Raw genomic sequence first — 26,724 nt, 5'->3', positions numbered from 1 at the left:
ACGGATTGCTGTACCGATGTACCGGCGCAACCGCCGCCCGGATCGCGGTTGCGCCGGAACTGACGTACAGTAAACCGTATCACTCGCTGAGCCACCAGCCGTACATCTTGGCGACGTCCGCGTCGTCGTCGGTCCGCTCGCTCAAAGCGTGGGTCTTCCCCTCGAGAATCTGGCGTTCGACCGCGTTCAGCGCGAGCGACACGGCGTGACCGTCGCCGTACCCCTCGCCGGAGGCAACGAACAGCCCCTTGTCGGTGTAGAGCCGAACCCGGGCCAGGAGCAGGGGAACGCCCCGGAGTTGCTCGGTGTGCTTCTGGAGGTGGACCCTGGCCTCGAGGACGCGCATCTCCGCGTACTTCTCCGCGACCGCCTCGATCCGATCGGCCAGGGCCGATCGCGAGAGATCCGACAGGAGGTCCGCGCCGTAGATCTGCACGGGAAGCCGTCCCTCGTCGGTCCAGGTCAGCGACTCGAGCAGGTCCGTCTTCGTGACGATGCCGTCGAGAGCGCCCGCCTCGTCGAGGACGATCGAGGAGGAGGCCCCGTGCTCGAGCATCGTCGCGAGCGTCTCGTCAACGGTTTCGCTCGCCCGTGCGGTCCCGAGGGTCTCGACCATCACGTTGCGCACCGGCAGGCCGAGCAGGTCGTCGCTCTCGCCCTCCCGGGAGCCGAAACCGCCGTGGTGGCCGCCGGAGGCGGCGTCCATGTGGGCCGCCGGATCGCCGCCCTGCGAGCGCTGGAGTTCCCGGGTGACGAACTCGAGGACGTCGGCGAGACTCACGATGCCGACGACCTCGTCGGTCCCGGACTGGGTGACGGGCAGGTGCTGGATGCGTTCGGTCCGGAACGTCGAGAGCACCGCGCCCAGCGACTCGTCCGGGCCCACGGTGACGACCTCCCGCGTCGCGACGTCGTCGACCGCGAGCACCGACAGGTACGGCTGGACCAGTTCCAGGAGGTCGTCCGCACGAACGACGCCCGCGAGGTCCTCGCCGTCGAGCACCGGGAGCGCCCTGGTGTCGCCGGCGATCATGAGCCGTGCGGCCTCCCGGACGTCCTCGTCGCGATCGATCGTCGGGACCGGGCGGGCGAGCGAGGACGCCTTGCGGGAGGTCTTCTGGTGGGACGAGAGGACGTCTCGCCGGGTGACGACGCCCTCGAACGCGCCGTCGCTGGTGATCAGCAGCGTCTGCCGGCCGGTCTCCTCGAACGCGCCGCGGAGTTTCGACAGCGGCGTCGACTCGTCGTACGTCTCGAACTCGTCGGCGACGATTTCGCGTACGTTCATACGTAACTGTTGTGGCCCGTCGGAATACCTGCTGTCGACTCTTCCCACGCAGGGAGAGTTGTCGAAACGTTCAGCCGGATCGAGTGTCCACGTATCGGGAACGTTCCCTGCGGTATATACGGCGACCGGTCGAACGATCGGCTATGCACGTTCTCGTCCCGCTCGACGACTCCGACCCGGCACGAAAGGCACTCGACCACGCCCTCGAGACGTATCCCGACGCCGACATCACGGTGTTGCACGTCCTCAACCCGTCGATATCGGCCTACAGCGGCGACGCACCGTACAACTTCCAGCTGGCGATCGAAGCGGCGGAGAAGCAGGCCGAACAGCTGTTCGAGATGGCCGAGGATCGCGCCGACCACGACGCGTCGATCGAGACCGAGACGATCGTCGGGTCGCCGGCCCGCGGGATCGTCGAGTTCGCCGACGACGCCGACGTCGACACGATCGTCCTCGGCAGTCACGGTCGGTCGGGCGTCTCGCGGGTTCTGCTGGGTAGCGTCGCCGAACAGGTCGTTCGCCGCGCGTCGGTTCCGGTGACGGTCGTCCGGTGATCGATCGCCGGCACCGGCGATTCCGGCGATCCGGACCGCGCTCGCCCGCGGGACGCCCGCCGAGAGCCCCCGGCATCGACTGTCGCCGTCGACCCGTCGCCGTTCGAAAATCCTGACGGTTCACCGATCGACGATCTATCACGCGGTGGGAAGACGGTACGCCTACTTTAGGCCACGCGATCGAAGTTCAACCACCGAAAACCATGACTGAGTGCTCGATCGTCGACGACGACGGCACCGTCCACTGTACGTGCGATGCGGACGCCGTCCTTCGATTGCTCGCGGAATCTCGGCGCCGAGCGATCGTCGCCGTACTGGACGGGTACGACGACAACGAGATGAGAGTTGAAAACCTGGCAGCGACCCTGTCCACCGTGACCGACAGGCGCGAGACAGCCACCTGGAAGACGGAACTCCACCACGTCCACCTGCCGTCGCTCGAGGACGGAAAGATCGTCGACTACGATCGGCAGCGCAAGACGGTCCGCTACTACGAGTGCGATCTCGTTTCGGCCGTTCTCGACGCGACTGATGCCGTCGAAATCGCGTGACGTCAGGGCGACACACCGCGTTGAGTTGAACAGACACCGACAATTATCACGATTCACGTAGTTCGTGCAGGTGATCCGATGTCCGAAACCAGCTTCGGCTACCTGACCCAGGAGACGCTCCCGCTGTTTACCGACCTCTACGAGCTGCGGATGATGCAGGCCTACCACGCACAGGACCACATCCCGAGAGCGACGTTCAGTCTCTTCGTCCGCGACCTGCCGCCGAACCGGGGGTACATGATCGCCGCGGGACTCGAACAGGCCGTCCATTACGTCGAGACCCTCTCGTTCGGCGATCGCGCCCTCGAGTTCCTGGCCGAACAGGACTTCGACGAGGCGTTTCTCTCGTGGCTGGCCGACTTCGAGTTCACCGGCGAGATTCGCGCGCTGCCGGAAGGGACGCCGGTGTTCCCGAACGAGCCGTTGCTCGAGGTGACGGCACCCATCCAGGAGGCACAGCTCCTCGAGACCGCGCTGATCAACCAGGTCGGCTACCAGTCGCTGATCGCGACGAAAGCCAGCCGGATGCGGGACGTGATCGATCGCGAGGGGGACGGCCAGCGGCTGGTCGACTTCGGGTCGCGACGCGCCCACGGCACCGACGCCGGGATGAAGGCCGCGCGGGCCGCGTACGTCGGCGGCTTCGACGCCACCTCGAACGTCGCCGCGGGCGAGGCGTTCGGGATCCCCGTCTCGGGGACGATGGCCCACTCGTGGGTCCAGAGCTTCGAGTACGAACGCGACGCGTTCGAGACGTTCGTCGACGAGTACGGGTCGGAGAGCGTACTCCTGATCGACACCTACGACACCGTTCGGGGTGCGGAGGTCGCAAACGCGATCGCCGAACGCAAGGACGTGGATCTCCGCGGCGTCCGTCTCGACTCGGGCGATCTCGCGGCGCTCTCGAAAGCCGTCGACGAGGTGATCCCCGAGGTCGACCAGTTCATCTCCTCCGGGATGGACGAGTACGCCATCCACGAGTTCTTCGATCGCGGCGGCGTCGGCGCGGGCTTCGGACCGGGGACCGCCCTGGTGACGAGTACGGACGCCCCCAAGGTCGAGGGGGTCTACAAACTCGTTGCGGTCGAACGCGACGGCGAGATGCAGCCGACGATGAAACTCTCGAAAGGGAAGGTGACCTATCCCGGGGCGAAAAGCGTCCGCCGGATCGAATCCGACGGGGAGTACGCCGGCGACGTCCTCGGACTCCGGGGCGAGTCGGGACCCGGCGAGGAGCAACTGGTCACCGTCATCGAGGACGGCGATCGCGTCTACGAGATCCCGGGCCTCGACGAAATCCGAGAAACTGCCCGTAAGAAGCGTCGGAAACTGCCGGAGCGACACCGTCGAATCGAGGATCCCGCCCCGTACGACGTCCGGATCAGCGACGGGCTGCAGGCGGAGACGGACGACCTGCGATCGACGCTCGAAGCCCGGATTTCGGAGTAGACGCGCGGGTTTCGGAGCAGGGTTGGAGGCGTGTCCGATCGGCCCTCGGCGAGCGCAGACGGGGTGAGGCTTTTTCGTGCCGCCCGGAGTCCGTCACAGTATGTCCGTCGACGAACTACGGGAGTACGGCCTGGCCGAGATGACCGACGACGAGATTCGAAACTTCCTGTCGAACCGGAAGATGGGCGTGCTCGGCCTCCCCGGGGAGGACGGCCCGTATCTCCTTCCGCTATCGTTCGGGTACGACGGGGACCGCCGACTCTATTTCACGTATCTCCTCGGGGCCGGGAGCCGGAAAGAAGCGATGAGCAACGCGGCAGACACCGCGAGCTTCCTCGTCTTCGCGGTCGACACGATGTACAACTGGCAGAGCGTGCTCCTGTCGGGATCGATCGCCGCCGTCCCCGAGTCGGAGTGGGACGACCTCGAGGAGATCATGGGCGACGTGTGGCGCCCGGACCTGTTCGAAACGGCCTCCCTCTCTGGCGAGGTGGCCGTCTACGAGTTCCGGATCGACGATCGGACCGGCATCAAACACCAGGGGCTCCCGCCGGCGCTCGAACCGGACGAGTAGCGGGCCCCTATAGTAGCCACTGAAACGATTTACACACTGATCGCGAAGCTGTCCTGCGATCAGGTGTGCAGTGACTTTCAGTGGCTACTTAGTTCACCGTCAGGACGGGGATCGGCGATCGCCGGACGACGCGCGCCGTCGTGCTCCCGAGGAGTCGGCCGGAACCGACCGCACTCCCGCGCGTGCCCATGGCGACGAGGTCGACGTCGACACCCGAGGCGTAGTCGAGCAGTTCCTCGGCCGGAGCGCCGCGGCGGACGTCGGTTCCCACGTCGAGACCTCGCTCGCGTGCCATCTCGGCGATCGTCTCCGTCGCATTCTGTCCGCCCTCTTTGAGCAACCCCACGATACTCCGGGGCGCGTCCTCGAGGTCGTACGTCGTCGAGTCGACCACGTAGACGGCGTGGACGTCAGCGTCGTACTTCCCGGCGATGTCGAGTGCCGCCTCCGCGGCGCGTTCGGCGGCGTCGCTCCCGTCCGTCGGAATCACGAGTCGATCGTAGCCGCCGTCCCCGGGCACGGGTTCCTCGCTTTCCGCCAGCCGAACCGACAGCACCGGCACGTCCGCCCGCGTGATCACCCGTTCGGTGGTACTGCCCAGGCGAACCCGATCGGCTCCGGTCCGGCCGTGGGTCCCCATGACGATCAGGTCGACGTCGACCTCGTCGACGTACGCGAGGATCTCCCTGTAGGGGACGCCCTCGCGAACGTCCCGTGCGGCCTGCAGGTCGCGCTCTTCCGCCCGATTCGTGATCCTGATCGTCGCCTCGCGGCCCCGTCGCTCGGAGGACTCGTAGAGCGACTCGCGATCGTCGGCCCCGAGTCCGATCGGTTCGACACCGGTGTCGACGACCGAGAGGGCGTGGACGGCCGCGCCGTAGGCGTCGGCCAGTTCGGTTGCGTGGGCGATCGTCGCTTCGGCGCCGGCGCTGCCGTCCGTCGGGACGAGTACGGTGCTGAACATACCGATTCGTTCGACCCGGACGGTCATCAAGCCACTCGTACGTTCATCGGTCGTGACCAGTCGATCCCTGGTGAGTCGTGACCGCCATGGCAGTCGGTCCTCGGTGAGCCGTGACGTCTCGGCAGTCGATCCCCGGCGAGCCGTGACCGCCCCTTCGGTCACCCCTCCGTGTACGACCCCTCCTCGAGTCCAACCGCTGGAATGGACGGCGGTGCGTAGTACCGGACGACGTGGACGTCGTACGTCGCGTTTTCGGCGACGCCGCCGGCGACGCTGGTCACCGGCTGGGCGATCTCGCCGACGTTCTCCGTGCCGAGGAAGACGACCGACGGCCGAATCTCGTCGGCGATCTCGGTGATCCGGGCTGCGATCGCGGCGGCCGTCCCGGTGTCGATCCGCTCGTGCCGGAACGCGGCCTCGGGGGCGATGTCGGCCACGCCGTCACGTAGTTTGCCCGCGACGTACTGAACGCTGAACGGGTCGTCTTCTCGCTGCTCGTACCACCCGACGTCGATCGCGTACGACTCGTCGTCGGGAACGACGGAGAGCGCGATCACGTCCTCGTCGAGCGCCTCGCCGTACTCGGCCGCCCGCATCAGTGCAGCCTCCGCCAGATAGGACCCGTCGAAGGGGACGAGAAACGCCATGGTAGCACTTGGTACCTGTGGGTGAACAACCTTGGGGACGACTCCCACAGTGAGAGAACGACGGAGACGTCTCACGGGGACGGTAGAGACGGATCGCGGCGAGAACACCATCGTCGAGACGGCGGTCCGACGACGGACGGCTGGCGAGTCGGTGCGAGCGTCGACTCATACGGATTGCTGTACCGATGTACCGGCGCAACCGCCGCCCGGATCGCGGTTGCGCCGGAACTGACGTACAGTAAACCGTATCACAGGGGCCCTCACCGAACGACGGTGACCGGAACCGGTGCGCGGCGCACGACCGCCTCGGTGACGCTCCCGTAGATCGATCGCTGTGGGGCTATCCGTCCGTGAGAGCCGACGACGACGTGATCGACGTCTTCCTCCGTGGCGTACTCGACGACGAGTCGCTTCGGATCGCCGATGTCCGACTCGGTCGCGACCGATCGATCGTAGTCCGCGGCGATCTCGTCGACCTCCGCGAAGAGCCGGTCGGTCGCGTCGTCGACGACGCTGTACCACTCGGGCGAGCCGATCATCGGTTCGTACGACGACTCGACGTCAGGGACGGTGTCGGGTTCGAACAGGTCGACCACGTGGTAGGCCGTAATCTCCGCGTCGGGAAACGTCCGCAACGCGTGCCGGAGCGCACGCATGGACAGCGGCGAGCCATCGACCGGAACGAGAATCCTGCTGGACATACGCCAGTCTTCACTCCGGAGCGCCATAGTGGCCGCGGCGGCCCCGACTGCCGAGCAGTACCGGCCGGCGTCAGGCTGGCGGCCTCGGGCCCGACAGTCCCGATCGTCGATCAGTCGTGGACGCGACCCACCCGGTCGGTCATACGGACTACTGTCCGTCAGTTCTGGCGCACCCGCAGACGGATCGCTGGTGCGCCGGGAACTCGGTACAGGGGACCGTATCAGTCGGCGTCGCGACCGCGTCAGGCCCGCCGATATCGGGCGGGGAGATAGGGAGTCAGCGAGTCCGGAACCAGCCGGACGAGGCGCTCGGCGACGCCGGCGAGGTGCCTGCGCAACAGGACGTAGACGGCCGACACCGTGACGAACGCGAGCACGACGGTCGTGATCGGCCCGGTACCGATCATTGCCAGCGGCGCCGCCGCGACGCCGGCGAGCGCGAGGTCTTCGGGAGCGCCGTCGTAACGGACCCAGCGACGGGGGCGGACCCATCGATCGTGATAGTGGCTGTAGACCGCCCGCTCGGAGGTTCCTTCCCAGGGCCGTAGCTCGAGGCCCCCGCCGAAGGCGTCGGCCACCGCGTGGAGGGCCGCCGCGGCGAGTCCCACGCCGAGTGCGACCGTCAGCGTCGTCGGCGCGAGGAGCGCCGCTGCCAGCGCCGGCACCGCCGCGATCGACGCGTAGACGGGGTAGTGGAACGTCTTCCGGTGGCCCGTGTAGAGGTCCAGATCGGGAGCCAGCCCGCCGACGAACCCCGCCACGAACGCGACGGGTGCGAGTTCCGGGGCGATCGCGAGGACGGGAAGTGCGAGCACCATCCCCCAGAGCGCGTGCGTCGTCGCCATCATTGTGACCGATCGTAGGCGACGAAACGATAAATGTGTTTCCTGCGAACCGGTACCACCCGGCATATGCGATCGATCGACGACTGGACACGGTTTTCGTGGACGCGTTCGAACGAGTGGAACGACGCCGTCACTCGAAGGGGTTCGCCACCGTTCGGTCGAACACGTGTCAGCGGACCTTCCGACCCGAGACGAACTCGTCCAGGGGATGACCGTGGAGATCGAACAGGAGAACGGCGACCGCGTCGTCGGGGAGGACGGCGCCGTCCTGACCGACGAACGGACCCACCCCGAAGGAATCTTCGTGAAGCTCGAGTCCGGTCCACGGGGACGTGTCAAGCGTATCGGGCCGGAGACGTGACCGGGGCCCCGCCTGCGGTAGAGCAGGGAGTTCGACCTCACGATTCGTTTTAACTGACTCGGGACCGAAGATACGGGCATGAAGGCTCTCGTAGCGGTCGACGGTTCCGAAGCGTCCGAGAACGCCCTCGCCTACGCCGCCGACGTCGTGGACGCGATGGGCGGATCGATCACGGTCGTCCACGCGGTCGACCCCACCGTCTACGACGAGGGCGGGAGCGAACCGATCTCGTCGCTCTCGGACGCGGACCAGCGACTGATCATCGAAAGCGTCGAAGACGCCGAACAGCGCGGCCAGGCCGTCCTCGACGACGCGGTCGAACTCGCCGCGGAACGCGGCCACGACGTCGAGAGCGAACACCTCTACGGCGATCCGGTTCCGGTGATCGCCGACTATGCGGAGGTCGAGGGTTTCGACACGATCTTCGTCGGCCACCAGGGCCGATCGGAGCGCGCCGGGCTGATGCTCGGCAGCGTCGCGAAGTCGCTGGTCGAGCGGGCGACCGTTCCGGTGACCGTCGTGCGCTGACGTCACGACGCCCGTCCCCGCCCGACCTCGAGAGCGTCGACGACCACGACACGGTGGCCGGGTCGCTCACTCCTCGAGCAGCCAGCCGAAGCGTTTCTCCCAGAACTCCTCGTCCGGGGGTTTCTTGGTCCGTCCGTAGGTCTTCTCGTCGCGGATCTGTCGCTCCAGCACCTTGCTCGCCTCGTTGATCGCGTGACTCGCGCCGTACCCCTCCCCGGAGGCGATAAACAGCCCCCGATCGGTGTGGAGTCGGACGCGAGCGAGCAGGAGCGGTCTCCCGCGGCGCGTCTCGTCGTGTTCGTGAAGGTGGACCTTCGCGTCGAGGACGTTCATCCCGTGGTCCCGGTCGTCGAACTTCTCGACTTTCGCGATGATTTCGTCGTAGGTCACGTCGTCGATCAGGTCGGTGCCGTAGACCTGGACGCCGCGGTTCCCGCCGGCCTCCCAGGTGAGCGAGTCGAGAACGTCCGTCTTCGTCACGATGCCGTGAGGAGCGCCGTTCTCGGTGACGACCAGCGACGACGCGTCGATCTCGAACATCTCTGCGACGGCGACGTCGAGCGTCTCGTCCGGGTGGATCGTGCGAACCGGCGAAACCATGACGTCCCGGACCGGGAGGTCGAGCATCCGCGCGGACTCACCGTCCCGGGCCCCGTAGCCGCCACGGCGTGCACGAGCCGTGCTGTCGGATATTTCACCCCCGAACGGATCCGTCCCGCCCGCGTCGCCGCCCTGGCTCTGTACCTCGGCCCGGACGGTGATGCCGGTCACGTCGTAGAGACTGAGGATACCGACTGCCGTGCTGTCCTCGACGACCGGCAGGTGCGTGATGCGGTTCTCCCGGAAGACGTTGAGTGCGTCGCCGAGGGTGGTCTCCGGTTCGATCGAGACGAGATCGGCGGAGTGGGCTTCTGCAACGGTCGCCGCGTCGAGGAACGGCTCGACCTTCCGGAGGATCGCGTCGACGGTGACGACGCCGGCCAGTTCCTGGCCCTCGAACACGGGGAGCAGCTGCGAATCGCTGTCGATCATGAGCTGTGCCACCTTGCGGACGTCCTCGTCCGGCGCGAGCCGGGGCACGTGCCAGACGAGCGATCCGAGCTTTTCGTTCGGTTGGCGATGCGACGTGGCGAGTTGTCTCCTGGTGACGACCCCCTCGAACTCGTCGTCGCGGACCACGACGCCCTTGACGTCGGAATCCGCGAACGTCCCGACGAGCTTCGAGACGGGCGTCTCCGGGGTGAATTCGACGTACTCTTTCGAAACGATGTCAGCGATATCCATGATTTGTATGCGTTCGCTCGATCGGACTGCAATACCGCCGGGACGACGCTGCCATCGGTGCGCCGTACGACGAACACGTGTCCGACGGTCGTTATCGTTGTGATCGGCCTCGGTTTCGGAGAGTCGACCGACGGCGCTGGTCGCACACCGGTCACCGCTCCAGATACGTCATCGCCTCCTCGTCGGTCACCTGTCCGAACCGCTCGTAGAACTGCCCCACGCCCCTGAAACCGCGCGGCGTCTCGAGACAGACGACCTCGTCGGCCTCGTCCTCCAGTTCCGCGATCGTCTCCGGCGGGCCGACGGGGACTGCCAGCACGATGCGATCGGCGTCCGTTTCGCTGAGCTTCCTGAGGCAGGCTCTGACGGTCGATCCCGTCGCCACGCCGTCGTCCACGACGACCACGGTCTCGTCGGTCAGGTCGGGTTCCGATCGATCGCCGCGGTAGCGCTCGGCCTTCCGACGGGCGTTCGCTGCTTCCTCCTCGCGCTGTTGCTGGAAGTACTCCTCGTCGGCCCCCGAGCCGCGAAGGCCCTGTTCGTTCCGCCAGACGCTCCCGTCGCTCGCGACGGCACCGATGGCGTACTCCGGATTGCCCGGGGCACCGATCTTCTTCGCGACGACGACGTCGAGCGGAACGTCGAGCGCGTCGGCCACCGCTCGGCCGAGCGGAAGGCCGCCCCGGGGGATGGCGAGCGCGATATCCGCGTCGAGTCCCCGCTCGCGGAGTTCGTCCGCGAGTTGCTCTCCCGCGTCCGTCCGGTCGCTGAATCGGCGAGTCTCTGCCATCGTCCCGGATTGAATCACGGAATGCGAGTACATATAACACACAGGTGGGATACTCGCGGGGGACGACCCCCCTGTATAAAGATCGCTGCCGGTGTCGGGTCGAGTATGGCACCGCGATCGGAGACCCTCGTATCCATCCCGGTCGACGACGTGACACTCGAAGGTATGCTCGAAATCCCGGCGGACGCGCCGGGGGTGGTCGTCTTCGCTCACGGGAGCGGGTCCAGCCGAAAGAGCCCTCGTAACAACTTCGTCGCCGACGTCATCCGCGATCGGGGACTCGGGACCCTGCTGTTCGACCTGCTCACCGAGGAGGAAGACCGGATCCGCGACAATCGCTTCGACATCCCGCTGTTGACAGACCGTCTCGTCGCGGCTACCGAGTGGCTGTGGGATCGCGAGGCCACTCGTGACGCGTCCGTCGGGTACTTCGGCTCCAGTACAGGAGCGGCGTCCGCGCTCCGGGCAGCGGCGCGCCTGCAGGACGCCGTCGACGCCGTCGTCTCGCGCGGCGGCCGCGTCGACATGGCGTCCGACGTCCTCGACGAGGTTCGGGCACCGACCCTGTTCATCGTCGGCGGTGGCGATACCCAGGTGCTCGAACTCAACCGCGAGGCCAAAGCTCAGCTTTCCTGTGAGAAGGACCTGCACGTCGTCGAGGGAGCAGGGCACCTCTTCGAAGGGGAGGGCGAACTCGAAGAAGTCGCCGACGTGGCAGCCGACTGGTTCGCCCGGACGGTGAAATAGGGATCGCGATCCCGCGTACCGCTCGCGAACCGGGTCCGGAGCCACCACGGGGTGGCACAGTGGCGACGATCGCGTCAGGTCCCGTCAGCGTCGACGATGTCGTGCTGGTCGAAGTAGAGCCGGAGTTTTCGCATCGACGGTACGACGACGTCGCAGTGCTGTTCGACGAGCGGCACCGGATCGAACCCGACTGCGGTCCCGGCAGCGCGGAGCATCGGGAGATCCGTGGCCCCGCCACCGACCGCGATCGTCCGGTCGAGGTCCTCCCCCTCGGCGACGGCGAGTTCGCCCAGTGACCGATCTTTCCTGTCGTCGAGCACGGGGCCTTCGACGTCGCCCGTCAGCGCCCCGTTTTCCAGCACGAGTCGATTCGCGACGAGGTGGTCGACCGCGATCCCGGCTCGATCGAGCGTCGCCTCGACGCCCCGTTCGAAACTCCCCGTGACGATCGCCACGGACACGTCGGATCGTCGCAGATCCGCGATCAACTCGGCGGCGCCGTCACGCAACTGGCACCGATCGAACGCGGTTTCGACCCGGCGTTCCGGCATCCCCTCGAGCAACGAGACGCGCCCTCGAAGGCTGGTCTCGAAATCGATCTCGTCACGCAGCCCCTGCTCTACGAGCCCACGCGTCTCGCTCGCAACGTCGTACTCTCTCCCGAGGAGGATACCCGGGTCGGACTGGGCGAGCGTGTCGTCGAAGTCGAAGGCGACGAGCGTCATGGAGTCCGTTCAGCCGCCGTTTCAATGATATCCACCCGTCGATCGCGGCCGGCCGCCGACCCGACGGGCGTGGCCCCTCGAAGCAGGGCGTGACCACCACCTAGATTGACGGTGCTGGTTCGCGAACGTCGTGGTATGAATTTCGACGAATTCACCGGGACGGTTCAGCACCGCCTCGAGCTTCCGGACACCGGCCGAACAGTGCGGGCGATCCGGGCGACCCTCATGACGCTGGGGCAGCGACTCCCCGAGGGAAACGCCGCCGACCTCGCCGGCTCGCTCCCGCTCGAGATCAGGTGGTACCTGACCGGTGCAGTTCAGGAACACGGCCAGCGGTTCGACTGGCAGGAATTCGTCGAACGCGTCAGCGAGATCGAGGGCGTCGATCCGCCGGAGGCGGCCTACCACGCCCGGGTCGTCGTCGACCTCGTCGAGACCGCGGTTCCCCCGTCCGACTTCCAGCAACTCCGCGATCAGCTCCCCGAGAGTGAAGGCGACGAGAACTGGCGCAAACTCTTCGAAGTCGTCGACGCTGGCGGGTGGGGAGCGGCCGAGGAGGCACAGACCGGGGGCGGCCCGCAACCCGAGGCCACGGGCGAGACGGATCCGGAGTCGACGGACGGCGGACCGGAATGACGTTCACCGGGTTCGTGGACGGGTTCCGCCCCGGAATCGCTCGCGGATTCGCGGGCGAACCGTCCCCGGAGCGATCGACCGCAGTCCGGAGCGCAGGCGACTCGCGGTGGATACCGGCAGGCCGGAGATCGAAACCCGAGCGTCGCATCCGAACAGCGCCCCGGCTGTCAACAGAGCCAAGACCGTAGTCGGTGTACGGGCCGGTATGTACGAGGACGTTCTCATCGCCACCGACGGGAGCGACGCCGCGACGGACGCCACCTCAGCGGGACTCTCGATCGCCCGCTGACCGCGCGAACGATCGACCAGTAGCGCCGACGCGAGAGCGATCGATCCCCGGACCCGCCGATCGCTACGCCGAATCCTCCCGCCCGTAGAACTCGGGATGAGGCTCGATCGCGTCGACCTTCGGTGGCTCGGGCTGGCGAACGACGAACACGTCGTAGGATTCGTCCGCGGCGATGTGGACGCCGACGCTCGTCAGCGGGGTCACGACCCGGCCGACGTTGTCGCTCCCGAGGAAGACGACGCTCGGGTCGTGCTCGAGGGCCAGCCGTTCGATGTGGCCGGCGAGTTTCGATTCGGGGGGAAACTCGCGAATTCGCTCGTACTCGAACGTCGCGTCCGGCGCGAGCGCCTGGACCTGGTCGCGGAGGCGTCCGACGACCGCGTCGACGTCGTACGACTCGTCTTCCCCGATCCAGCCCTTTTCTCGCGCGTAGCGCTTCCGTTCCGGGACGACCGAGACGGCCACAACTTCCTCGTCGAGGACTGACGCGTACTCGACGGCCCTGACGAGGGCGGCCTCTGCGAGCTCCGATCCATCGAACGGGACGACGAAGGTCATACGCGTCCGTTCGATTCGCTGGACAATAACTTCGAGGGGACGATCGGTGCGGGCGTCCGCGCCTCGAGTAGCCGGGTCGATCGAACCCGTACACCTCGGGACCCCACGATAGATAGCTCGCCAACATGTCACATTACCACTTGTTTGCCGAGGGAAACCGTCGGTTGTTCCGAAAACCATGACGAACATACGGTTGTAAAATCAGTTAAATACGTCTGCCGTGGTGCAGGTGCGGCCGCCCGTCGAAAATCGAGCGACCGTAATGGTTCGCCAATCGATGGTTTCCCACCGCAGTGGCGACGTACGTCTACGACGACGAGGCCGTTCCAATATCGGCCCGGCCTCGATCGGCGGTGGCACGCTCGAGCGGTCGCCAGGGACGTGCCGGCCCTCGAGACGTACCCGGACAGTTATTCGGCGGGGTAGTGAAAGGGTCGAGTATGCCACCGATCGACGACGCGATCGAGTCGGTTCTGTTGCCGACCGACGGGAGCGACGGCGCGCTCGCGGGAGCGAAACGCGGCCTCGACCTGGCTGTCGCGGCCGGAGCGGACGTTCACGTCCTCTCGGTCGTCGACACCTCGGAGGTCGAGGGCGTCTCCGGGATCTTCGAGGACGACACCGACGAGGCGCGAGCGGCGATCGAGGCCGAGGCCGAGACGGCCGTCGAAACCGTCGCGAGGGCGGCCGAAAAGCGGGACCCGGATCTCGAGGTTACGACGACGGTCGAACGTGGGAAACCGTTCCGGATCATCGAGAGCACCGTCGACGCGGCCGGGATCGACGTCGTCGCGATGGGGACGAGAGGCCGAGCGGGACTCGAACGGGTGGTGCTCGGGAGCGTCACCGAAAATGTACTTCGAACCGCTCCCGTCCCGGTGCTCGCGGTCCCGCCCGAAGCGGGGGACGTCGAACTGACCACCGAAACCACGGAGAACGTCCTCCTCCCGACGGACGGAAGCGAGGGCGCCGAGGTCGCCGTCGACTGGGGAGTCACCCTCGCGGACGCGTTCGACGCGATGCTCCACACGATCTATTCGGCCGATACGAGCCGATTCACGGGGAGCGCAGAGCCCGGAACGATCCTGACGAAACTCGAGCGCGAGGGCGAGGACGCGCTCGGAACGGTCCGCGATCGCGCGCGAGCGGCCGGCGTCAGCGTCACGGGAACCGTCGCGACCGGCCCGCCCGCCAGGGCGGTCCTGAACTACGCCGACGAGCACGCGATCGATCTCCTCGCGATCGGAACGCACGGTCGCTCCGGACTCGAGCGGAAACTCCTCGGGAGCGTCACGGAAAACGTCGTCCGCAACGCCGACGTGCCGGTCCTCTGTGTCCCGATGAGCCACGACTAAGCGGGCTCACAAAAGATCGCAGTGCATCCGGAGCGATCGACGCCGGAAATTCGGTACGGATCGAGGTCGATCCGTGGTCGTCACTCGGACTGGACCTCGATGTCACCCACTTGCGTAGTCTCGTGGTACTGGCAGATGTACGTCGCCATCTCCTGGGTCGCGGTGACGCCTTCGATCGACGCCTCCTCGCCCTCCTCGCTGACGTCGTCGCTCTGGTAGTCCTCGACGACGTCGTCGTCCTCGTTGCGGATCTCCATGTTGTGCTGGACCCCGTCGTTGTTGTACCACCTGAAGGTGTACTCCTGACCCTCGATGAGCGTGATCGTCGGGTTCTCCTCGCCCTCGAGGAAGGCCGGTTCCTCGGCCCCCCAGTGGGAGATCTGCCCGTTGAAGTAGAACTCCTCGACGCTCTCCCAGTCCGCGTCGGCGGCCCCGTTTTCGTCACCGTTGCCGCCACCGTTTCCATCCCCATTATCCGAGCCACCACAGCCGGCGAGCGCCGTCATGCCCGCTGCACCGGTGATCATCAGCATCGTTCGTCGCGACATTCGGTCGGAGTCTGTCATCAAGATGAATCGTAGGGCTCAGCACTAATAACGTGTTTACAGCCTTTGACTGACTATCAGGAAACGTTATCAATTTGAGGCTGAGCTGATGTTCTAGTATTTTGAGAAGTCGATCGCGCCACCCAATCGCTCTCGGACGCAACCCGGTCCCGAAGCTCTCGGACCGGTCCGAACCCCGGACGTCGCCTCAGGCGGTCAACACCGGCCGATCGGCGTTGCGAACCACGCGTTCGGCGACGCTGCCGATCTTCCCGGTCCGATCGTGGCTCTGGCCCTGGAACCCGATCACGATCAGGTCGGCGTCGAGTTCCTCGCCCTTCCGGTGGACTTCCTCCCAGGGTCGGCCGTGGCAGACGTTCCAGGTGCACTCGATGCCGACGTTGTCCGCGCGGTCGGCCAGTTCCTCGAGCATCGCCGCGCCCTGATCCTCGAGATTGTCGAGAACGATTTCGGCGCTACTCAGGGCCGGTTCGCCGTAGCGGTGGGTCTCGACGCAGTACATCGCGTGGACGTCGGCGTCGTACCGGTCCGCGAGTTCCAGTGCGTGCTCTACCGCTCGGTTCGCCGGGTCGCTGCCGTCTGTCGGGACGAGTATCGTATCGTACATCGAACAGGGTTATTCACATCGAACGCCGTCAAATAACTCACGCCGGGGCGCCAGACCCTCGGCGGTTCGATCCATCCGCCACGATCGAGGGGGAGCCGATCGCGGGCACCGGTCACGCCGTGATCACCGGTCGATCGACGTACCTGACGACCCGTTCGGCGTTGCTGCCGATCTCGCCGCCGGAACCGAGACCGCGGTTGCCGAGCACCACCAGGTCCGCGTCGATCTCGTCGGCGTACGCCCCGATCTGCTCGTGTGGGCGACCGTCACGGATCGTCGACGTCACCTCGACGGTCGTGCGTTCCGCGACGTCGTCGAGGAGTTCTCGACCGCGGTCTTCCAGGTCGGCGACGACATCGTCCGCGTTCCCCAGCATCGAACCGCCGTACCGCCGGGTGTCGACGACGTATATCGCGTGGAGATCGGCGTCGAACGTGGACGCGAGATCGATCGCGTGATCGACCGCGCGGTTCGCCGAGTCGCTCCCGTCCGTCGCCACGAGGATCGTGTCGTACATGGCCGTGCCGATTCAACCACTGGACGGGATATATAGGTTGCAGGCGGCTCCCAGGACGTGACGATCGGATCACTGGAACATTCCGGTCTGGACCTGTTGCTGTTGCTGGCCCCCTTGCTCTTCGGCCACCTGCTGGTACTGCTGTGCGACCTGTTGCATGCGCTGCTGGATCTCGTCGGCCTGCTCGTCGAGCGCCGTCGTGTCGACGTCGAAGTCGACGAGCGGTTCGAGCGCGGTTTCGATCACCGCCTTCGCCGCCTTCGGATCCGGGAGGAACGGGTGGGAGCGAACGATCAGCAGTGCGGCCGGGACGTCCGCCTGGTAACACTCCCGGACGAGCGCGCCGGTGATGCCGCCGACGAGTCCCGGCTCTTCGGGCACCGAAATGCCCGCGTCGACGAGGTCATTCTTGATCGCCTCGGTGGTCCCGACGCCGGTCACGTCGCCGATCTGTTCCTCCGATTCGGCCGGTGCGCCCGCGATGAAGATCGCACGGCTGAACTCGTCTGCGAGGTCGGAGAGGACACACCGGGCCAGGGGTTCGAACGACCGCTGCGGGAGCGCGAGGTCGCTCTCGAGGGTCAGTACCGCCGGATCGGCGCCGCCGTAGACGCGGACGAGGTCGTGGACGAGCCCGTCGTCGAACGTCACGACTGCGGGGAACTCGTCGGACGCGACGTTCCCGACGTGCTCGAGCCCCAGCTGGTCCGTGATCTGATCGACGGCGATCGAGGCGACGAGCCCGTGACCGGGCAACCCTTCGACGAGCGTCGGAGACTCGGCGTCGACGTCCGTAACCTGTTCGAACGACGCGGATTGGGTCTGATCTCCCATCGGTGATCAGCTACACCGGTAACGACCAAGATTGTATCCCCTGTTCCCGCTCCGCCGGACTGGTGGGAATCGGCCGTTTCAGCGAGAGTCGCGTCAACTAGCCGGCGAAAACGGCGATCGCCAGGGAGAACAGCACCGCGTGCCAGACGATCGCCGCGGCCGCGACCCGCGGATCCGTCGCCGGCACGGGCGGGTTCCGGAAGACGGCGTCGTACACCAGGAGCGTCGCGGCGAGCGTCCCGAGGAACAGTCCGCTCTGGACCGCGATCGGGGCCACGACGCCGATGAGAAGGCCTCCGAGGAGGCTTCCCGCGATGCCGGCGATGACCTTGTCGTAGTAGTCGACCACGTTCGATCCCCTCTATGGAATGGTTCGCCCTGGATCATCGAAGACCCCGTGCCAGTTCCCACGGGGCGGGAACGCCGGTGAGTGGGGAGATACCCTGCCGTCGATCGGGTGCGCGCCCCCGGCTATAGTAGCCACTGAAACGATTCACACACTGATCGCAAAGCTGTCCTGTGATCAGGTGTGCAGTAACGTTCAGTGGCTACTATATTTGCACCGACGGCCCGTACGGGACGTATGACGCGGACGGTCCTCGTTCCGACGGAGGGGTCACCACTCTCGACGAAAGCGCTCGAGACGGCGCTGACCGACTATCCGGACGCCGACGTCGTCGTCGTTCACGTGATGGACCCGATCGGATCCGGGCTCAGTCTGATCGACGTCATGCGGCCGACGTTCGACGACGGGGCACCGCCGGGCTCGGTCTCGCCGGCGTACTGGCGTGAGTGGCGGGAGAAATCCGAAGCCGAGGCACAGGAAGTCTTCGACGACGCTCGCGAGATCGCCGGCGAACGCGACGTCGAGACCGTCCTCGAGTTCGGCGACCCGGCCGACGTCGTCCTCGAGTACGCCGAGGAGCACGACGTCGATCGCATCGTGATGGGCAGTCACTGCCGCACCGGGGCCGAGCGATTCCTGCTGGGGAGCGTCGCGGAAACCGTCGTCAAACGGGCACCAGTGCCGGTGATGATCGTGCGATGAACGACTCGTCCGCGACGCGGTTCACGAGAGGTAGCTTCCAGCCTCAAGTCGAACGTCGGTTCGACGGGTGCACCGGAGCGTGAACCCGATTCGCCGTTGCCGGTCGAGGCCCCCCAAGACGGGTCGATCGCGCCCTGTCAGCGTCCCGTCAACAGCGTTAACCGGCGACCAGCAGTAGTGTGGGCTACCGCGCCAATGGCACTGGCATCCGAGATAGCGCTCCCGGCGGATTTCACCATCATTCTGGTGGCCGCTGCCGTCACCAGCGTCGTCGCGAAACAGCTAGAGCAGCCGACCATCGTCGCCTACATCCTGACGGGGTTGCTGCTCGGACCCGCCGTCCTCGGCATCGGTACGCCCGGCGAACTCACGCAGACGATGTCGGAACTCGGACTCGCGTTCCTGCTGTTCCTGCTCGGTGTCAAGATGCGAATCGAGGACGTCAGGCACGTCTTCCGTCCGGTCGTCATGATTGCCGTCCCGCAAATGGGACTCGTCTGTCTCGTCGGACTCGGGACTGCGCTACTGGTGGGCTTTTCGTTCCGGGAGTCGTTGCTGATCGGACTCGCCGTGATGTACAGCTCTACCGCAGTCGTCGTCAAGATGCTGTCCGACAGGGACGAGGTGACCTCGCCGCAGGGAACGATCGACGTCGGCGTGCTACTCGTCCAGGACGTCGTGGTCGTCGTCTTGCTCACGCTACTGGCGTTCGGCCGCCCGGACAGCGCGATCGACGTCGCGACCACCCTCCTTACGGTCCTCGCCCTGGTCGCCGGTATCGGTCTCGCCGCGATCGCCGCGTCTCGCTACCTGTTGCCCGTGGTGTTCCGGCGTATCGCGGACAACGAAGACGTGTTCTTCCTGATCGCCATCGGCTGGGCGTTCCTGTTCATCTTCGTCGCCGACCGACTCGATCTCTCGATCGAGATGGGGGCGTTCCTCGCCGGTCTGGCCATCGCACAGCTCCCCTACAGCACGGAACTGCAGGATCGAATTACACCGATAACGGATCTGTTCATACTGATCTTCTTCGTCTCGATCGGCCTGGGATTGGAGGCGGCCGACCTGGTCGTCTACTGGCGGGAAGCCGTCGTCGCCTCGCTGGTTCTGATTTCGGCCAAGTTTTGGGTGTTTTTTTCCCTGATCCGCTGGCAGCGGTTCAGCCTCGAAACCGCGTTTCTCGGCAGTGCCAACATGATTCAGGTCAGCGAGTTCGCGCTCGTGGTCGGCACCGTCGCGGTCGCGGAGGGAGTCATCGGGCCACCAGTCCTCGGCTTTCTCAGTCTGGTGGCCCTGCTCACGATGAGCATCTCCGTCTACGCGATCGCGTACAGTCACGCGCTCTACGAACGCCTCCACCCACACGTCGGTCGCCTGGAAACCGGCGACGAGCACGAGATGGATCGAGCGGAGTACCGGAATCACGCAGTGGTCATCGGCTACGACGAACTGTCGCGAAGCGCCCTCGAACCGCTCGAGGCGTACTACGACGACGTCGTCATCATCGACCGGACGGTCGATCACGTCGAGACGCTGGACGAGGCCGGTTACGACGTCATCTACGGTGACTTCCGTCACACGGAGATTCGGAAGGAGGCCGGGCTGGGGCGAGCCGACTTCGTGCTCTCCTCGACCCCCGAACGGGACGTGAACGAGGTGCTTCTCGGGGCGGTTAGTGAGGAGACGACGGTGTTCGTCGAAGCACAGTGGGCGGACGACGCCCGCGAACTCTACGCCCGCGGGGCGCACTACGTCGTGATGAGTACCCAGCTCACCGCCGAACGGCTCGCGGCCTATCTCGAGGCGTATTTCGAAGACGTCGAGGCGTTCGAGGCGGCGATCGAGACGGACGTCGCGCGATTACGACGTTCCGAACCGTTCCCCGAGACGCTCGACCCGGAGCGACGAGACCATGAGTGAACTGGTGACCGCACTCTCGGTTATTTTCGTCGTCGGCGGTGCGTTTCTCCTCGTCGCGAACCGGTTCGATCTGCCGACCATCCCGTTTCTCATCCTCGCGGGGCTCGTCACCGGGACCGTCATCGAGGAACGTCTCACGCTCGAACTCGCCCGATACGGCATCGCGTTGCTCGTGTTCGCGTTCGGCGCACGTATCCAGTTCGACGCGATCCGGTTCGTGCTCGACGACAGCGAACTCGTGGCGATCGGGCAAGTCGTCGTGACCGGGTCGATCGGCGTCGCGACGGGCGTTCTCGTCGGCCTCTCGGCCGAACAGGCGACGTATCTCGGTGTCGCGGCCGCGCTCTCCTCGACGACCGTCGGAACGTCCCTCCTCGAACCGGACGTCCGGGAGAACCTCGTTCACGGTCGCCTGGCGGAGTCGATCCAGTTCGTCCACGACGTACTGGCGATCGTCTTCGTCCTCACGATGAGCGTCGGGGCAGCAACAGCCCCGTCGATCGCGACGAAACTGGGGTTCGGCGTCGCGATCGTCGGAACTGGCGTCCTGATCAACCGGGTCCTGTTCGAGTACGTCGGGGTGCTCGCGGACGAGTCCGACGAGGTGATGATCGTCAGCGTCGTCGCGTTGCTCGTCGCGTTCCTCACTGCCGCGGAACTCGTCGGCGTCTCGATCGTCGTCGGCGCCTTCGCCGCCGGTCTCGCGGTTCGTCACGAACCCGCCGAACACATCGGCGTGCTCAACGGGCTGGCGTCCATCACGGACTTCTTCGCCGCGGTCTTCTTCGTTACACTCGGCGCCCTCGTGTCCGTGCCGACGGCCGACGCGGTGATCGTCGCGGCGACCCTCGTGGTGCTGACGGTCGTCGTCAAACCGGCGGTCACCATCGGCCTGTTGATTCACACGGGCTACGAGGCACGATCGGCGACGCTGACCGGCCTCACTCTCGACCAGATCAGCGAGTTCGCGCTCGTCATCGCCATCGAGGCGCTCTTGCTCGGCATCCTGGGACAGTCGGTGTTCGACGCCATCGTTCTCACGGCAGCGCTCACGATGATCACGTCCAGTCTCAGTCACCGTCACGCGGAGCGCGTCTACCGAACGCTCACCGATCGTGGGCTGCTCGCGAGCCACCACGAGAAGGTCGACGAACGAAGCGCCGTCCCCGACGACGTCTCCGACCACGTCGTCATCGTCGGATACGGGAGACAGGGTCAGCGGCTCGTCGAAACCTGCGAGGACGTCGACCGTCCGTACGTCGTCATCGAGAACGATCCGGCCCTCCTGACGGCCCTGGACGCCCAGTGTGCCGGTTACGTCTTCGGGAACGCGATGGAACCGTACACTCGAGAGAAGGCGAGCCTCGAGGACGCTCGACTGATCGTGTCGACGGTCGACTCGACGTCCCTCTCCGATCGACTGCTCTCGCTCGCGGACGGGACGGACGTGATTCTCCGCGCCCGGTCGACCGAGCGGGCCTTCGATCTGCTGGACCGGGGCGCACTGTACGTCAACGTCCCCGATCGACTGGCCGCCGATCGACTGGTCGAACATATCGAAGAGCTGATAGAAGGCGACCGGTCGCGCGAGAGTCTCCGACGCTGGCACGTGGCCGAACTCGACGAGCGGTCCGTTCACGGCTATCACACGGCTGCGGACGAACTCCGGGCGACGCGCTGACCCGCGTCGCGGACCCCGGCGAAGGAATTAGGAGGATACGGAGCACGTGCTCTACATACTGGTCAGCGATGCCGAAACACGTCATCGTCCCGATCGACGGCTCCGAACAGGCAGGGCGGGCGCTCGACTACGCCCTCGAGGAGTACCCCGACGCCGCCATCACGCTGTTGCACGTCTTCTCGGGCGGCCCGCCGGAGATCCACCTCGAAAAACGGGGGTCGGACTACGACGATCTGCGAGCGAGACGGCGCGAGATGCTCGATCGACTGGCCGACGAGCGGGCGCACGGTGGACCGATCGAGACCGAGGTGGTCACCGGCAGGCCGTCGCGCGAGATCGTCAGGTACGCCGACGAACACGATATCGATCACGTCGTGATGGGGAGCCACGGCCGCGACGGTGCCTCGCGCGTCCTCCTGGGAAGCGTCGCCGAGACGGTCGTCCGCCGGACACCGGTCCCGGTGACGGTCGTCAGGTGAGCGAGCGACGGACAGTGTGCGCGTGCGTCACCGAACGATCGTCACCGAGACGGGGGACCGTCGCGTTACCGTTTCCGCGACGCTTCCCAGCAGAACTCTCGTCACGCCGGAGCGGCCAGTACTGCCCATCACGACGTGGTCGGCATCGTACTCGTCGATACAGGAGACGATCGCTCGTCCGGCGTGCCCTTCGGTGAGCGCGGTGTCGATACTGCGCTCGTGTTCGGCAGCGATCGCCTCCGCGTCCTCGAGGATCGCTTCCCCCTCCTCCCTCGCGTGTTCGTAGGGCGTGACATCCGGATCCGACGGGATCCGGGTGACCTGTATCACGTGCAAGACGACGATCTCGGCGTCGGGAAACAGTTCGAGAGCCTCCTCGAGCGCGGCCGCCGCCTGCGACGAGCCATCGACCGGGACCAGAACGCGGAACATAGTCGACGTAGGTCCCGGGCGGGCAAGGTCCTGCCTTGACTGTGAGTGCGGGTGACAGGTCCGGGTCCACGCGGCGATCGATCGGCCCGGGTTCGGATCGCGTCGGGGTCCGCGATGGGGACTTAGTAGCGATCGTAGTACCGATCCAGGACGCGCTCGAAGAGCGCCAGCAAGACGCCGAACGCGACCAGCGCGATCCCGATCTGAGCCCAGTGACCCGGTCCGAGCGGAACGACGTCGAACAGGATCCCGATCGGCGTGTACAGCACCACCAACTGGAGGGCGAGCGCGGTGGCGACCCCGATCACGAGCCACCGATTGGAGAACGGCCCGTGCCCGTATCGCCATCGGACCGACTGGATGCCGGCGATCTCGAAGACGACGAGCGACGTAAAGACCATCGTCCGGGCGAGGGCCGTATCGGCCCGGTGGAGGGCGTACAGGGGCAGGATCGTGAGCGCGATGAGGATTCCGACGCCGACGATCGAGATCGAGATTCGATCCGTGATCACGCCCTCCTCGGGCGGCCGGGGGTCGCGGTCCATGACGTCGTCGGTCGCCGGATCGACGCCCATCGACAGGGCGGGCAGCCCGTCGGTCACGACGTTGATCCAGAGGATCTGGACCGGCGAGATCACGAGGCCGAAGCCGAGCATCGATCCGGCGAACACCAGCGTCACCTCGCCGGCGTTCCAGCACAGCAGGAAGTTGACGAACTTGCGGACGTTGTCGAAGATACGGCGGCCCCCTTTCACCGCGTCCCGGATCGTCGCGAAGTTGTCGTCGAGCAGGACGATGTCCGACGACTGCTCGGTGACGTCGGTGCCGCGAATTCCCATCGCGACGCCGACGTCCGCGTTCTTTACGGCTGGCGCGTCGTTGACGCCGTCGCCGGTCATCGCCACCGTGTGCCCCTTCGCCTGTAACGTCTGGAGGATCCGCGTCTTGTGATCGGGCGACGTCCGCGCGAAGATGTCGACCTCCTCGACGACGTCGGCCAGTTCCTCGTCGTTCATCGCCTCGAGTTCGGGACCCGAGATCACGCGCGTCGATCGCAGGCCGATCGCCTCGCCGACGGCCCGCGCCGTCACGGCGTTGTCGCCGGTGACCATCACCACGTCGATGCCGGCGTCGAGACAGGCCGCGATCGCGTCCGGCACCTCGGGCCGGGGCGGATCGAGCATGCCCTGCAGGCCGAGAAAGACCATCCCCTGCTCGATCGTCTCGTCCGGCGCCTCGGCCTGCGAGGGAGGGACGTCCGGCCGGGAGGCAAAGCCCATCACGCGGAACGCGTCCGCCGCCAGCGACTCGTTCCGGGCCTCGATCTCCGCCCGCCGATCGTCGGTAAGAGGGACGATTTCGCCGTCGACGAGTTCGCGATCACAGCGTTCGAGGACGGTCTCGGGCGCCCCTTTCATGTAGGCGACCGTCCCCCCGTCGGGCGTTCGGTGGACCGTCGTCATCCGCTTGCGCGCCGAGGTGAAGTCGACCTCGCCGATGCGGGGGTACGCCTCGTCGAGTCGATCGCGATCGAACCCGGCCTTCCGTGCGGCGACGAACAGCGCGATCTCGGTCGGATCCCCGAGATAGGTCCGGTCGCCATCGACTCCGGTGCCCGCAGGCACACCTCCGTCGCCGCCACCACCGTCGTCTCCTTCCGCGTCCCGTTCCCGCGTTCCGACGTCGACGTCGTTACACAGCATCCCACAGCGGAGCACGTCGGCCACGCGATCGGTGTCGACGGGGTCGCCGTCCCGGCGGAACTCGCCGTCGGTGTCGTAGCCGGTGCCGGTCACCTCGTAGACCCCCCGATCGGCGACGATCCGCTGGACCGTCATCTCCTCCTCGGTGAGCGTTCCCGTCTTGTCCGTACAGATGACGTCGACCGAGCCGAGCGCCTCGACGATCGGCAGCCGGCGAACGAGCGCGTTCCGGTCGGCCATCCGGCGAGCCCCGAGCGCGAGCGAGAGCGTGACGACCGCGGGGAGCCCCTCCGGAACCGCCGAGACTGCGATCCCGACCGCCGTCAGGAAGACCTGCAGCGGCGGCGTGTCGCCGACGACGAGTTCGGCGATCGCGATGATCGCGACGATACCCACGACGCCGGCGGCGATGAGTTTGCCGAGCCGGTCCATCTCGGCCTGGAACGGCGTCGCTCGCTCCTCGGCCTCCTCGAGTGCGGTCGCGATCTGCCCGATCTCGGAGTCGGGACCGGTCTCGACGACGACCGCGGTTCCGGAGCCGCGCTCGACGACGGTATCCTTGTAGAGAGTGTTCCCGCGGTCGGCGAGCGACGTGTCCTCGGCGACGGTCCCGACGGTCTTCGAGACGGCCATGCTCTCCCCGGTCAGCGCCGCCTCGTCGACGCTCAGGTTCGATTCCTCGACGATGCGGGCGTCGGCGGGAACGATGTCGCCGGACTCGACGAAGATCACGTCCCCGGGGACGAGTTTCGTGGCGTCGATCTCGGTCTTCTCGCCGCCGCGGCGCGCGAGCGCGTACCTCGTCGACAGCTCCTTGAGCGCCTGGATACTCTGTTCGGCCCGGTAGTCCTGGAGGAATCCGAACAGCGTGATGAAGACGACGATCCCGGCGATGACCGCGGCGTCGATCGTGTGTCCGACGGCCGCCATCACGATCGCGGCGACGATCAGGATCCAGATCAACGCCGAGGAGTACTGCTCGAGAAGAATACGGAGCGGCGAAATCCCCTCCGCGGCCTCGATCTCGTTCGGCCCGACGCGGTCGAGACGAGCACGCGCCTCGTCCGGATCGAGACCCCGTTCCGACGTCTCGAGCGCGTCGTAGACGTCCTCGATCGGGCGCGAGTGCCAGTCGTCGGCGGACTCGGTCCTGGGCCGTTCGTACTGTTCAGTTCGTGACACGTGTGTGTCGCCGTCGCCCCTACGACGATACGCGACTTAATTCCCCCAGCGACTGGCACTCGGCCTGACTGGTGGCCAACGGGAGAGATCGAACGAGCGACAGGTACGACCACTTTATCGGTAGTGGGTGTAGGCAGGGGCCACCATGCTCGAAGACACCATCGCGATCGTGACCGGCGGCGCGGTCGGGATCGGCAAGGCGATCGCCGACCGATTTATCGAGGAGGGCGCGACCGTCGTGATCGCGGACATCGACGCGGAGACGGGCGCGGCGGCGGCCGACGAACTCGACTGCGGGTTCGAACGGTGTGACGTGCGCGAGTACGACCAGGTCGAGGCGCTCGTCGAGGGGACCGTCGAGGAGTACGGTGAACTCGACGTCATGGTGAACAACGCCGGCGTCGCGAGCGAGACGTCGGTCGAGGAGATGGATCTGGAAGAGTGGGAGACGGTGGTCGAGACCAACCTCGACGGCGTCATGCACGGGACCAAGGCCGCCCTGCCCCACCTCAAAGCGTCCGACGGCTGTATCATCAACCTCGGCTCCATCTACGGCCTCGTCGGCGGGAAAGGGGCCGCGTCCTACTCCGCCGCGAAGGGCGGCGTCGTGAACTTCACACAGCAGGTGGCGATCGACTACGCCGACCAGGGGGTCCGGGTCAACAGCATCTGTCCCGGGTTCGTCGAAACGCCGATGACGGAAGACCTGTTCGAGTCCGAACGCTTCTACAGCTTCCTCGAGCAGAAGACGCCGATGGATCGCCACGGCCAGCCCGAGGAAATCGCGCCCGTGGCCGCGTTCCTCGCGTCGGACGACGCGTCGTACGTCACCGGGGCGAACGTCCCGGTCGACGGGGGGTGGACGGCGTTCTGACGGCGTCCACCCGAGGCATGAGACACGAGAAC

The 26,724-nt window shown here is 66.3% G+C and carries 30 protein-coding genes; 14 read left to right on the top strand and 16 right to left on the bottom strand.

Features of this window, described 5'->3' with window-relative positions:
• Nucleotides 1–79: 79 nt before the first annotated feature.
• Nucleotides 80–1,288 carry a CBS domain-containing protein gene (locus tag MUN73_RS06160; protein WP_250139551.1) on the bottom strand — a complete coding sequence of 403 codons (1,209 nt, stop codon included), beginning with the start codon at nucleotides 1,286–1,288 and terminating at the stop codon, nucleotides 80–82.
• A gap of 143 nt (nucleotides 1,289–1,431) precedes the next feature.
• Between MUN73_RS06160 and MUN73_RS06155 the strand changes: the two genes are divergently transcribed.
• The 4 genes from MUN73_RS06155 to MUN73_RS06140 all read left to right on the top strand — a co-directional run bounded on the left by MUN73_RS06155 (nucleotide 1,432) and on the right by MUN73_RS06140 (nucleotide 4,419).
• Nucleotides 1,432–1,845 (top strand): universal stress protein, encoded by a 414-nt coding sequence (locus MUN73_RS06155; RefSeq protein ID WP_250139550.1) that lies wholly within the window; start codon nucleotides 1,432–1,434, stop codon nucleotides 1,843–1,845.
• Nucleotides 1,846–2,048: 203 nt separating this feature from the next.
• Nucleotides 2,049–2,396: a DUF7344 domain-containing protein gene (locus MUN73_RS06150; RefSeq protein WP_250139549.1), complete on the top strand. Its 348-nt coding sequence runs from the start codon at nucleotides 2,049–2,051 to the stop codon at nucleotides 2,394–2,396.
• Between the two features lie 78 nt (nucleotides 2,397–2,474).
• Nucleotides 2,475–3,845: a nicotinate phosphoribosyltransferase gene (locus MUN73_RS06145; RefSeq protein WP_250139548.1), complete on the top strand. Its 1,371-nt coding sequence runs from the start codon at nucleotides 2,475–2,477 to the stop codon at nucleotides 3,843–3,845.
• Nucleotides 3,846–3,945: 100 nt separating this feature from the next.
• The gene (locus MUN73_RS06140; protein WP_250139547.1) at nucleotides 3,946–4,419 is read left to right on the top strand and encodes a pyridoxamine 5'-phosphate oxidase family protein; all 474 of its coding nucleotides are present in this window, start codon (nucleotides 3,946–3,948) and stop codon (nucleotides 4,417–4,419) included.
• An 88-nt stretch (nucleotides 4,420–4,507) separates the two neighbouring features.
• Here MUN73_RS06140 and MUN73_RS06135 read toward each other — a convergent pair whose 3' ends face one another.
• The 4 genes from MUN73_RS06135 to MUN73_RS06120 all read right to left on the bottom strand — a co-directional run bounded on the left by MUN73_RS06135 (nucleotide 4,508) and on the right by MUN73_RS06120 (nucleotide 7,579).
• The gene (locus tag MUN73_RS06135; RefSeq protein ID WP_250139546.1) at nucleotides 4,508–5,383 is read right to left on the bottom strand and encodes a universal stress protein; all 876 of its coding nucleotides are present in this window, start codon (nucleotides 5,381–5,383) and stop codon (nucleotides 4,508–4,510) included.
• A gap of 158 nt (nucleotides 5,384–5,541) precedes the next feature.
• Entirely contained in the window at nucleotides 5,542–6,030 is a 489-nt protein-coding gene (locus MUN73_RS06130; RefSeq protein ID WP_250139545.1) for a universal stress protein, read from the bottom strand.
• Nucleotides 6,031–6,290: 260 nt separating this feature from the next.
• Nucleotides 6,291–6,731 carry a universal stress protein gene (locus MUN73_RS06125; RefSeq protein WP_250139544.1) on the bottom strand — a complete coding sequence of 147 codons (441 nt, stop codon included), beginning with the start codon at nucleotides 6,729–6,731 and terminating at the stop codon, nucleotides 6,291–6,293.
• Between the two features lie 242 nt (nucleotides 6,732–6,973).
• Nucleotides 6,974–7,579, bottom strand: coding sequence for a metal-dependent hydrolase (locus MUN73_RS06120; RefSeq protein ID WP_250139543.1), 606 nt, complete (start codon nucleotides 7,577–7,579; stop codon nucleotides 6,974–6,976).
• Nucleotides 7,580–7,742: 163 nt separating this feature from the next.
• Between MUN73_RS06120 and MUN73_RS06115 the strand changes: the two genes are divergently transcribed.
• Nucleotides 7,743–7,937: a DUF2196 domain-containing protein gene (locus MUN73_RS06115; RefSeq protein ID WP_250139542.1), complete on the top strand. Its 195-nt coding sequence runs from the start codon at nucleotides 7,743–7,745 to the stop codon at nucleotides 7,935–7,937.
• Nucleotides 7,938–8,015: 78 nt separating this feature from the next.
• The gene (locus MUN73_RS06110; RefSeq protein WP_250139541.1) at nucleotides 8,016–8,465 is read left to right on the top strand and encodes a universal stress protein; all 450 of its coding nucleotides are present in this window, start codon (nucleotides 8,016–8,018) and stop codon (nucleotides 8,463–8,465) included.
• Nucleotides 8,466–8,531: 66 nt separating this feature from the next.
• Here the strand turns inward: MUN73_RS06110 and MUN73_RS06105 are convergent, their stop codons facing one another.
• Nucleotides 8,532–9,749: a CBS domain-containing protein gene (locus tag MUN73_RS06105; protein WP_250139540.1), complete on the bottom strand. Its 1,218-nt coding sequence runs from the start codon at nucleotides 9,747–9,749 to the stop codon at nucleotides 8,532–8,534.
• Between the two features lie 151 nt (nucleotides 9,750–9,900).
• A complete protein-coding gene (locus MUN73_RS06100) occupies nucleotides 9,901–10,539 on the bottom strand; it encodes a phosphoribosyltransferase (RefSeq protein WP_250139539.1) in 639 nt (212 codons plus the stop codon).
• 105 nt (nucleotides 10,540–10,644) lie between these two features.
• Here MUN73_RS06100 and MUN73_RS06095 point away from each other — a divergent pair, with 105 nt between their 5' ends.
• Nucleotides 10,645–11,286, top strand: a complete 642-nt coding sequence (locus MUN73_RS06095) for a dienelactone hydrolase family protein (protein WP_250139538.1) — start codon at nucleotides 10,645–10,647, stop codon at nucleotides 11,284–11,286.
• Nucleotides 11,287–11,360: 74 nt separating this feature from the next.
• Here the strand turns inward: MUN73_RS06095 and MUN73_RS06090 are convergent, their stop codons facing one another.
• Complete coding sequence (locus tag MUN73_RS06090; protein WP_250139537.1) at nucleotides 11,361–12,011, bottom strand: HAD family hydrolase; 651 nt, start codon at nucleotides 12,009–12,011, stop codon at nucleotides 11,361–11,363.
• A 135-nt stretch (nucleotides 12,012–12,146) separates the two neighbouring features.
• On the opposite strand from MUN73_RS06090, the gene MUN73_RS06085 reads away from it, so the two are divergent.
• Nucleotides 12,147–12,647, top strand: coding sequence for a DUF2267 domain-containing protein (locus tag MUN73_RS06085; RefSeq protein ID WP_250139536.1), 501 nt, complete (start codon nucleotides 12,147–12,149; stop codon nucleotides 12,645–12,647).
• A gap of 352 nt (nucleotides 12,648–12,999) precedes the next feature.
• Here the strand turns inward: MUN73_RS06085 and MUN73_RS06080 are convergent, their stop codons facing one another.
• On the bottom strand, nucleotides 13,000–13,494 hold the full coding sequence (locus MUN73_RS06080; RefSeq protein ID WP_250139535.1) for a universal stress protein: 495 nt from the start codon (nucleotides 13,492–13,494) through the stop codon (nucleotides 13,000–13,002).
• A gap of 440 nt (nucleotides 13,495–13,934) precedes the next feature.
• Here MUN73_RS06080 and MUN73_RS06075 point away from each other — a divergent pair, with 440 nt between their 5' ends.
• A complete protein-coding gene (locus MUN73_RS06075) occupies nucleotides 13,935–14,849 on the top strand; it encodes a universal stress protein (RefSeq protein WP_250139534.1) in 915 nt (304 codons plus the stop codon).
• Between the two features lie 80 nt (nucleotides 14,850–14,929).
• Here MUN73_RS06075 and MUN73_RS06070 read toward each other — a convergent pair whose 3' ends face one another.
• From MUN73_RS06070 to MUN73_RS06050, 5 genes are all read right to left on the bottom strand, one after another.
• On the bottom strand, nucleotides 14,930–15,415 hold the full coding sequence (locus tag MUN73_RS06070; protein WP_250139533.1) for a cupredoxin domain-containing protein: 486 nt from the start codon (nucleotides 15,413–15,415) through the stop codon (nucleotides 14,930–14,932).
• A gap of 187 nt (nucleotides 15,416–15,602) precedes the next feature.
• Nucleotides 15,603–16,022, bottom strand: a complete 420-nt coding sequence (locus tag MUN73_RS06065; protein WP_250139532.1) for a universal stress protein — start codon at nucleotides 16,020–16,022, stop codon at nucleotides 15,603–15,605.
• A gap of 112 nt (nucleotides 16,023–16,134) precedes the next feature.
• Nucleotides 16,135–16,539, bottom strand: a complete 405-nt coding sequence (locus tag MUN73_RS06060; RefSeq protein ID WP_250139531.1) for a universal stress protein — start codon at nucleotides 16,537–16,539, stop codon at nucleotides 16,135–16,137.
• Nucleotides 16,540–16,608: 69 nt separating this feature from the next.
• Nucleotides 16,609–17,373 carry a proteasome assembly chaperone family protein gene (locus tag MUN73_RS06055; RefSeq protein ID WP_250139530.1) on the bottom strand — a complete coding sequence of 255 codons (765 nt, stop codon included), beginning with the start codon at nucleotides 17,371–17,373 and terminating at the stop codon, nucleotides 16,609–16,611.
• A gap of 97 nt (nucleotides 17,374–17,470) precedes the next feature.
• On the bottom strand, nucleotides 17,471–17,722 hold the full coding sequence (locus MUN73_RS06050; protein ID WP_250139529.1) for a DUF8015 family protein: 252 nt from the start codon (nucleotides 17,720–17,722) through the stop codon (nucleotides 17,471–17,473).
• Nucleotides 17,723–17,956: 234 nt separating this feature from the next.
• Here MUN73_RS06050 and MUN73_RS06045 point away from each other — a divergent pair, with 234 nt between their 5' ends.
• The 4 genes from MUN73_RS06045 (at nucleotide 17,957) to MUN73_RS06030 (ending at nucleotide 22,501) form a co-directional block, all read left to right on the top strand.
• Nucleotides 17,957–18,421 (top strand): universal stress protein, encoded by a 465-nt coding sequence (locus MUN73_RS06045; protein WP_250139528.1) that lies wholly within the window; start codon nucleotides 17,957–17,959, stop codon nucleotides 18,419–18,421.
• Between the two features lie 195 nt (nucleotides 18,422–18,616).
• Complete coding sequence (locus MUN73_RS06040; RefSeq protein WP_250139527.1) at nucleotides 18,617–20,341, top strand: cation:proton antiporter; 1,725 nt, start codon at nucleotides 18,617–18,619, stop codon at nucleotides 20,339–20,341.
• Nucleotides 20,334–22,022, top strand: coding sequence for a cation:proton antiporter domain-containing protein (locus MUN73_RS06035; RefSeq protein WP_250139526.1), 1,689 nt, complete (start codon nucleotides 20,334–20,336; stop codon nucleotides 22,020–22,022). Before MUN73_RS06040 ends, MUN73_RS06035 begins: the two co-directional genes overlap by 8 nt.
• Nucleotides 22,023–22,090: 68 nt before the next feature.
• Nucleotides 22,091–22,501 (top strand): universal stress protein, encoded by a 411-nt coding sequence (locus MUN73_RS06030; RefSeq protein WP_250139525.1) that lies wholly within the window; start codon nucleotides 22,091–22,093, stop codon nucleotides 22,499–22,501.
• A gap of 27 nt (nucleotides 22,502–22,528) precedes the next feature.
• Here MUN73_RS06030 and MUN73_RS06025 read toward each other — a convergent pair whose 3' ends face one another.
• Together MUN73_RS06025 and MUN73_RS06020 are read right to left on the bottom strand one after the other, a co-directional pair.
• Nucleotides 22,529–22,933: a universal stress protein gene (locus MUN73_RS06025; protein WP_250139524.1), complete on the bottom strand. Its 405-nt coding sequence runs from the start codon at nucleotides 22,931–22,933 to the stop codon at nucleotides 22,529–22,531.
• Nucleotides 22,934–23,055: 122 nt separating this feature from the next.
• The gene (locus tag MUN73_RS06020) at nucleotides 23,056–25,818 is read right to left on the bottom strand and encodes a cation-translocating P-type ATPase (protein WP_250139523.1); all 2,763 of its coding nucleotides are present in this window, start codon (nucleotides 25,816–25,818) and stop codon (nucleotides 23,056–23,058) included.
• 145 nt (nucleotides 25,819–25,963) lie between these two features.
• Between MUN73_RS06020 and budC the strand changes: the two genes are divergently transcribed.
• On the top strand, nucleotides 25,964–26,692 hold the full coding sequence (budC, locus tag MUN73_RS06015; protein ID WP_250139522.1) for a meso-2,3-butanediol dehydrogenase: 729 nt from the start codon (nucleotides 25,964–25,966) through the stop codon (nucleotides 26,690–26,692).
• Nucleotides 26,693–26,724: the final 32 nt, after the last annotated feature.

The organism is Halosolutus amylolyticus, from assembly GCF_023566055.1.
In the GTDB taxonomy this organism is placed as follows: domain Archaea; phylum Halobacteriota; class Halobacteria; order Halobacteriales; family Natrialbaceae; genus Halosolutus; species Halosolutus amylolyticus.
This window is presented reverse-complemented; position numbering and strand designations above follow the sequence as displayed.

Bases quoted from the DNA above. Each gene is read 5' to 3' on its own strand.
- MUN73_RS06160 (WP_250139551.1), bottom strand. From the start codon at position 1,288: ATGAACGTACGCGAAATCGTCGCCGACGAGTTCGAGACGTACGACGAG.
- MUN73_RS06155 (WP_250139550.1), top strand. From the start codon at position 1,432: ATGCACGTTCTCGTCCCGCTCGACGACTCCGACCCGGCACGAAAGGCA.
- MUN73_RS06150 (WP_250139549.1), top strand. From the start codon at position 2,049: ATGACTGAGTGCTCGATCGTCGACGACGACGGCACCGTCCACTGTACG.
- MUN73_RS06145 (WP_250139548.1), top strand. From the start codon at position 2,475: ATGTCCGAAACCAGCTTCGGCTACCTGACCCAGGAGACGCTCCCGCTG.
- MUN73_RS06140 (WP_250139547.1), top strand. From the start codon at position 3,946: ATGTCCGTCGACGAACTACGGGAGTACGGCCTGGCCGAGATGACCGAC.
- MUN73_RS06135 (WP_250139546.1), bottom strand. From the start codon at position 5,383: ATGTTCAGCACCGTACTCGTCCCGACGGACGGCAGCGCCGGCGCCGAA.
- MUN73_RS06130 (WP_250139545.1), bottom strand. From the start codon at position 6,030: ATGGCGTTTCTCGTCCCCTTCGACGGGTCCTATCTGGCGGAGGCTGCA.
- MUN73_RS06125 (WP_250139544.1), bottom strand. From the start codon at position 6,731: ATGTCCAGCAGGATTCTCGTTCCGGTCGATGGCTCGCCGCTGTCCATG.
- MUN73_RS06120 (WP_250139543.1), bottom strand. From the start codon at position 7,579: ATGATGGCGACGACGCACGCGCTCTGGGGGATGGTGCTCGCACTTCCC.
- MUN73_RS06110 (WP_250139541.1), top strand. From the start codon at position 8,016: ATGAAGGCTCTCGTAGCGGTCGACGGTTCCGAAGCGTCCGAGAACGCC.
- MUN73_RS06105 (WP_250139540.1), bottom strand. From the start codon at position 9,749: ATGGATATCGCTGACATCGTTTCGAAAGAGTACGTCGAATTCACCCCG.
- MUN73_RS06100 (WP_250139539.1), bottom strand. From the start codon at position 10,539: ATGGCAGAGACTCGCCGATTCAGCGACCGGACGGACGCGGGAGAGCAA.
- MUN73_RS06095 (WP_250139538.1), top strand. From the start codon at position 10,645: ATGGCACCGCGATCGGAGACCCTCGTATCCATCCCGGTCGACGACGTG.
- MUN73_RS06090 (WP_250139537.1), bottom strand. From the start codon at position 12,011: ATGACGCTCGTCGCCTTCGACTTCGACGACACGCTCGCCCAGTCCGAC.
- MUN73_RS06085 (WP_250139536.1), top strand. From the start codon at position 12,147: ATGAATTTCGACGAATTCACCGGGACGGTTCAGCACCGCCTCGAGCTT.
- MUN73_RS06080 (WP_250139535.1), bottom strand. From the start codon at position 13,494: ATGACCTTCGTCGTCCCGTTCGATGGATCGGAGCTCGCAGAGGCCGCC.
- MUN73_RS06075 (WP_250139534.1), top strand. From the start codon at position 13,935: ATGCCACCGATCGACGACGCGATCGAGTCGGTTCTGTTGCCGACCGAC.
- MUN73_RS06070 (WP_250139533.1), bottom strand. From the start codon at position 15,415: ATGACAGACTCCGACCGAATGTCGCGACGAACGATGCTGATGATCACC.
- MUN73_RS06065 (WP_250139532.1), bottom strand. From the start codon at position 16,022: ATGTACGATACGATACTCGTCCCGACAGACGGCAGCGACCCGGCGAAC.
- MUN73_RS06060 (WP_250139531.1), bottom strand. From the start codon at position 16,539: ATGTACGACACGATCCTCGTGGCGACGGACGGGAGCGACTCGGCGAAC.
- MUN73_RS06055 (WP_250139530.1), bottom strand. From the start codon at position 17,373: ATGGGAGATCAGACCCAATCCGCGTCGTTCGAACAGGTTACGGACGTC.
- MUN73_RS06045 (WP_250139528.1), top strand. From the start codon at position 17,957: ATGACGCGGACGGTCCTCGTTCCGACGGAGGGGTCACCACTCTCGACG.
- MUN73_RS06040 (WP_250139527.1), top strand. From the start codon at position 18,617: ATGGCACTGGCATCCGAGATAGCGCTCCCGGCGGATTTCACCATCATT.
- MUN73_RS06035 (WP_250139526.1), top strand. From the start codon at position 20,334: ATGAGTGAACTGGTGACCGCACTCTCGGTTATTTTCGTCGTCGGCGGT.
- MUN73_RS06030 (WP_250139525.1), top strand. From the start codon at position 22,091: ATGCCGAAACACGTCATCGTCCCGATCGACGGCTCCGAACAGGCAGGG.
- MUN73_RS06025 (WP_250139524.1), bottom strand. From the start codon at position 22,933: ATGTTCCGCGTTCTGGTCCCGGTCGATGGCTCGTCGCAGGCGGCGGCC.
- budC (WP_250139522.1), top strand. From the start codon at position 25,964: ATGCTCGAAGACACCATCGCGATCGTGACCGGCGGCGCGGTCGGGATC.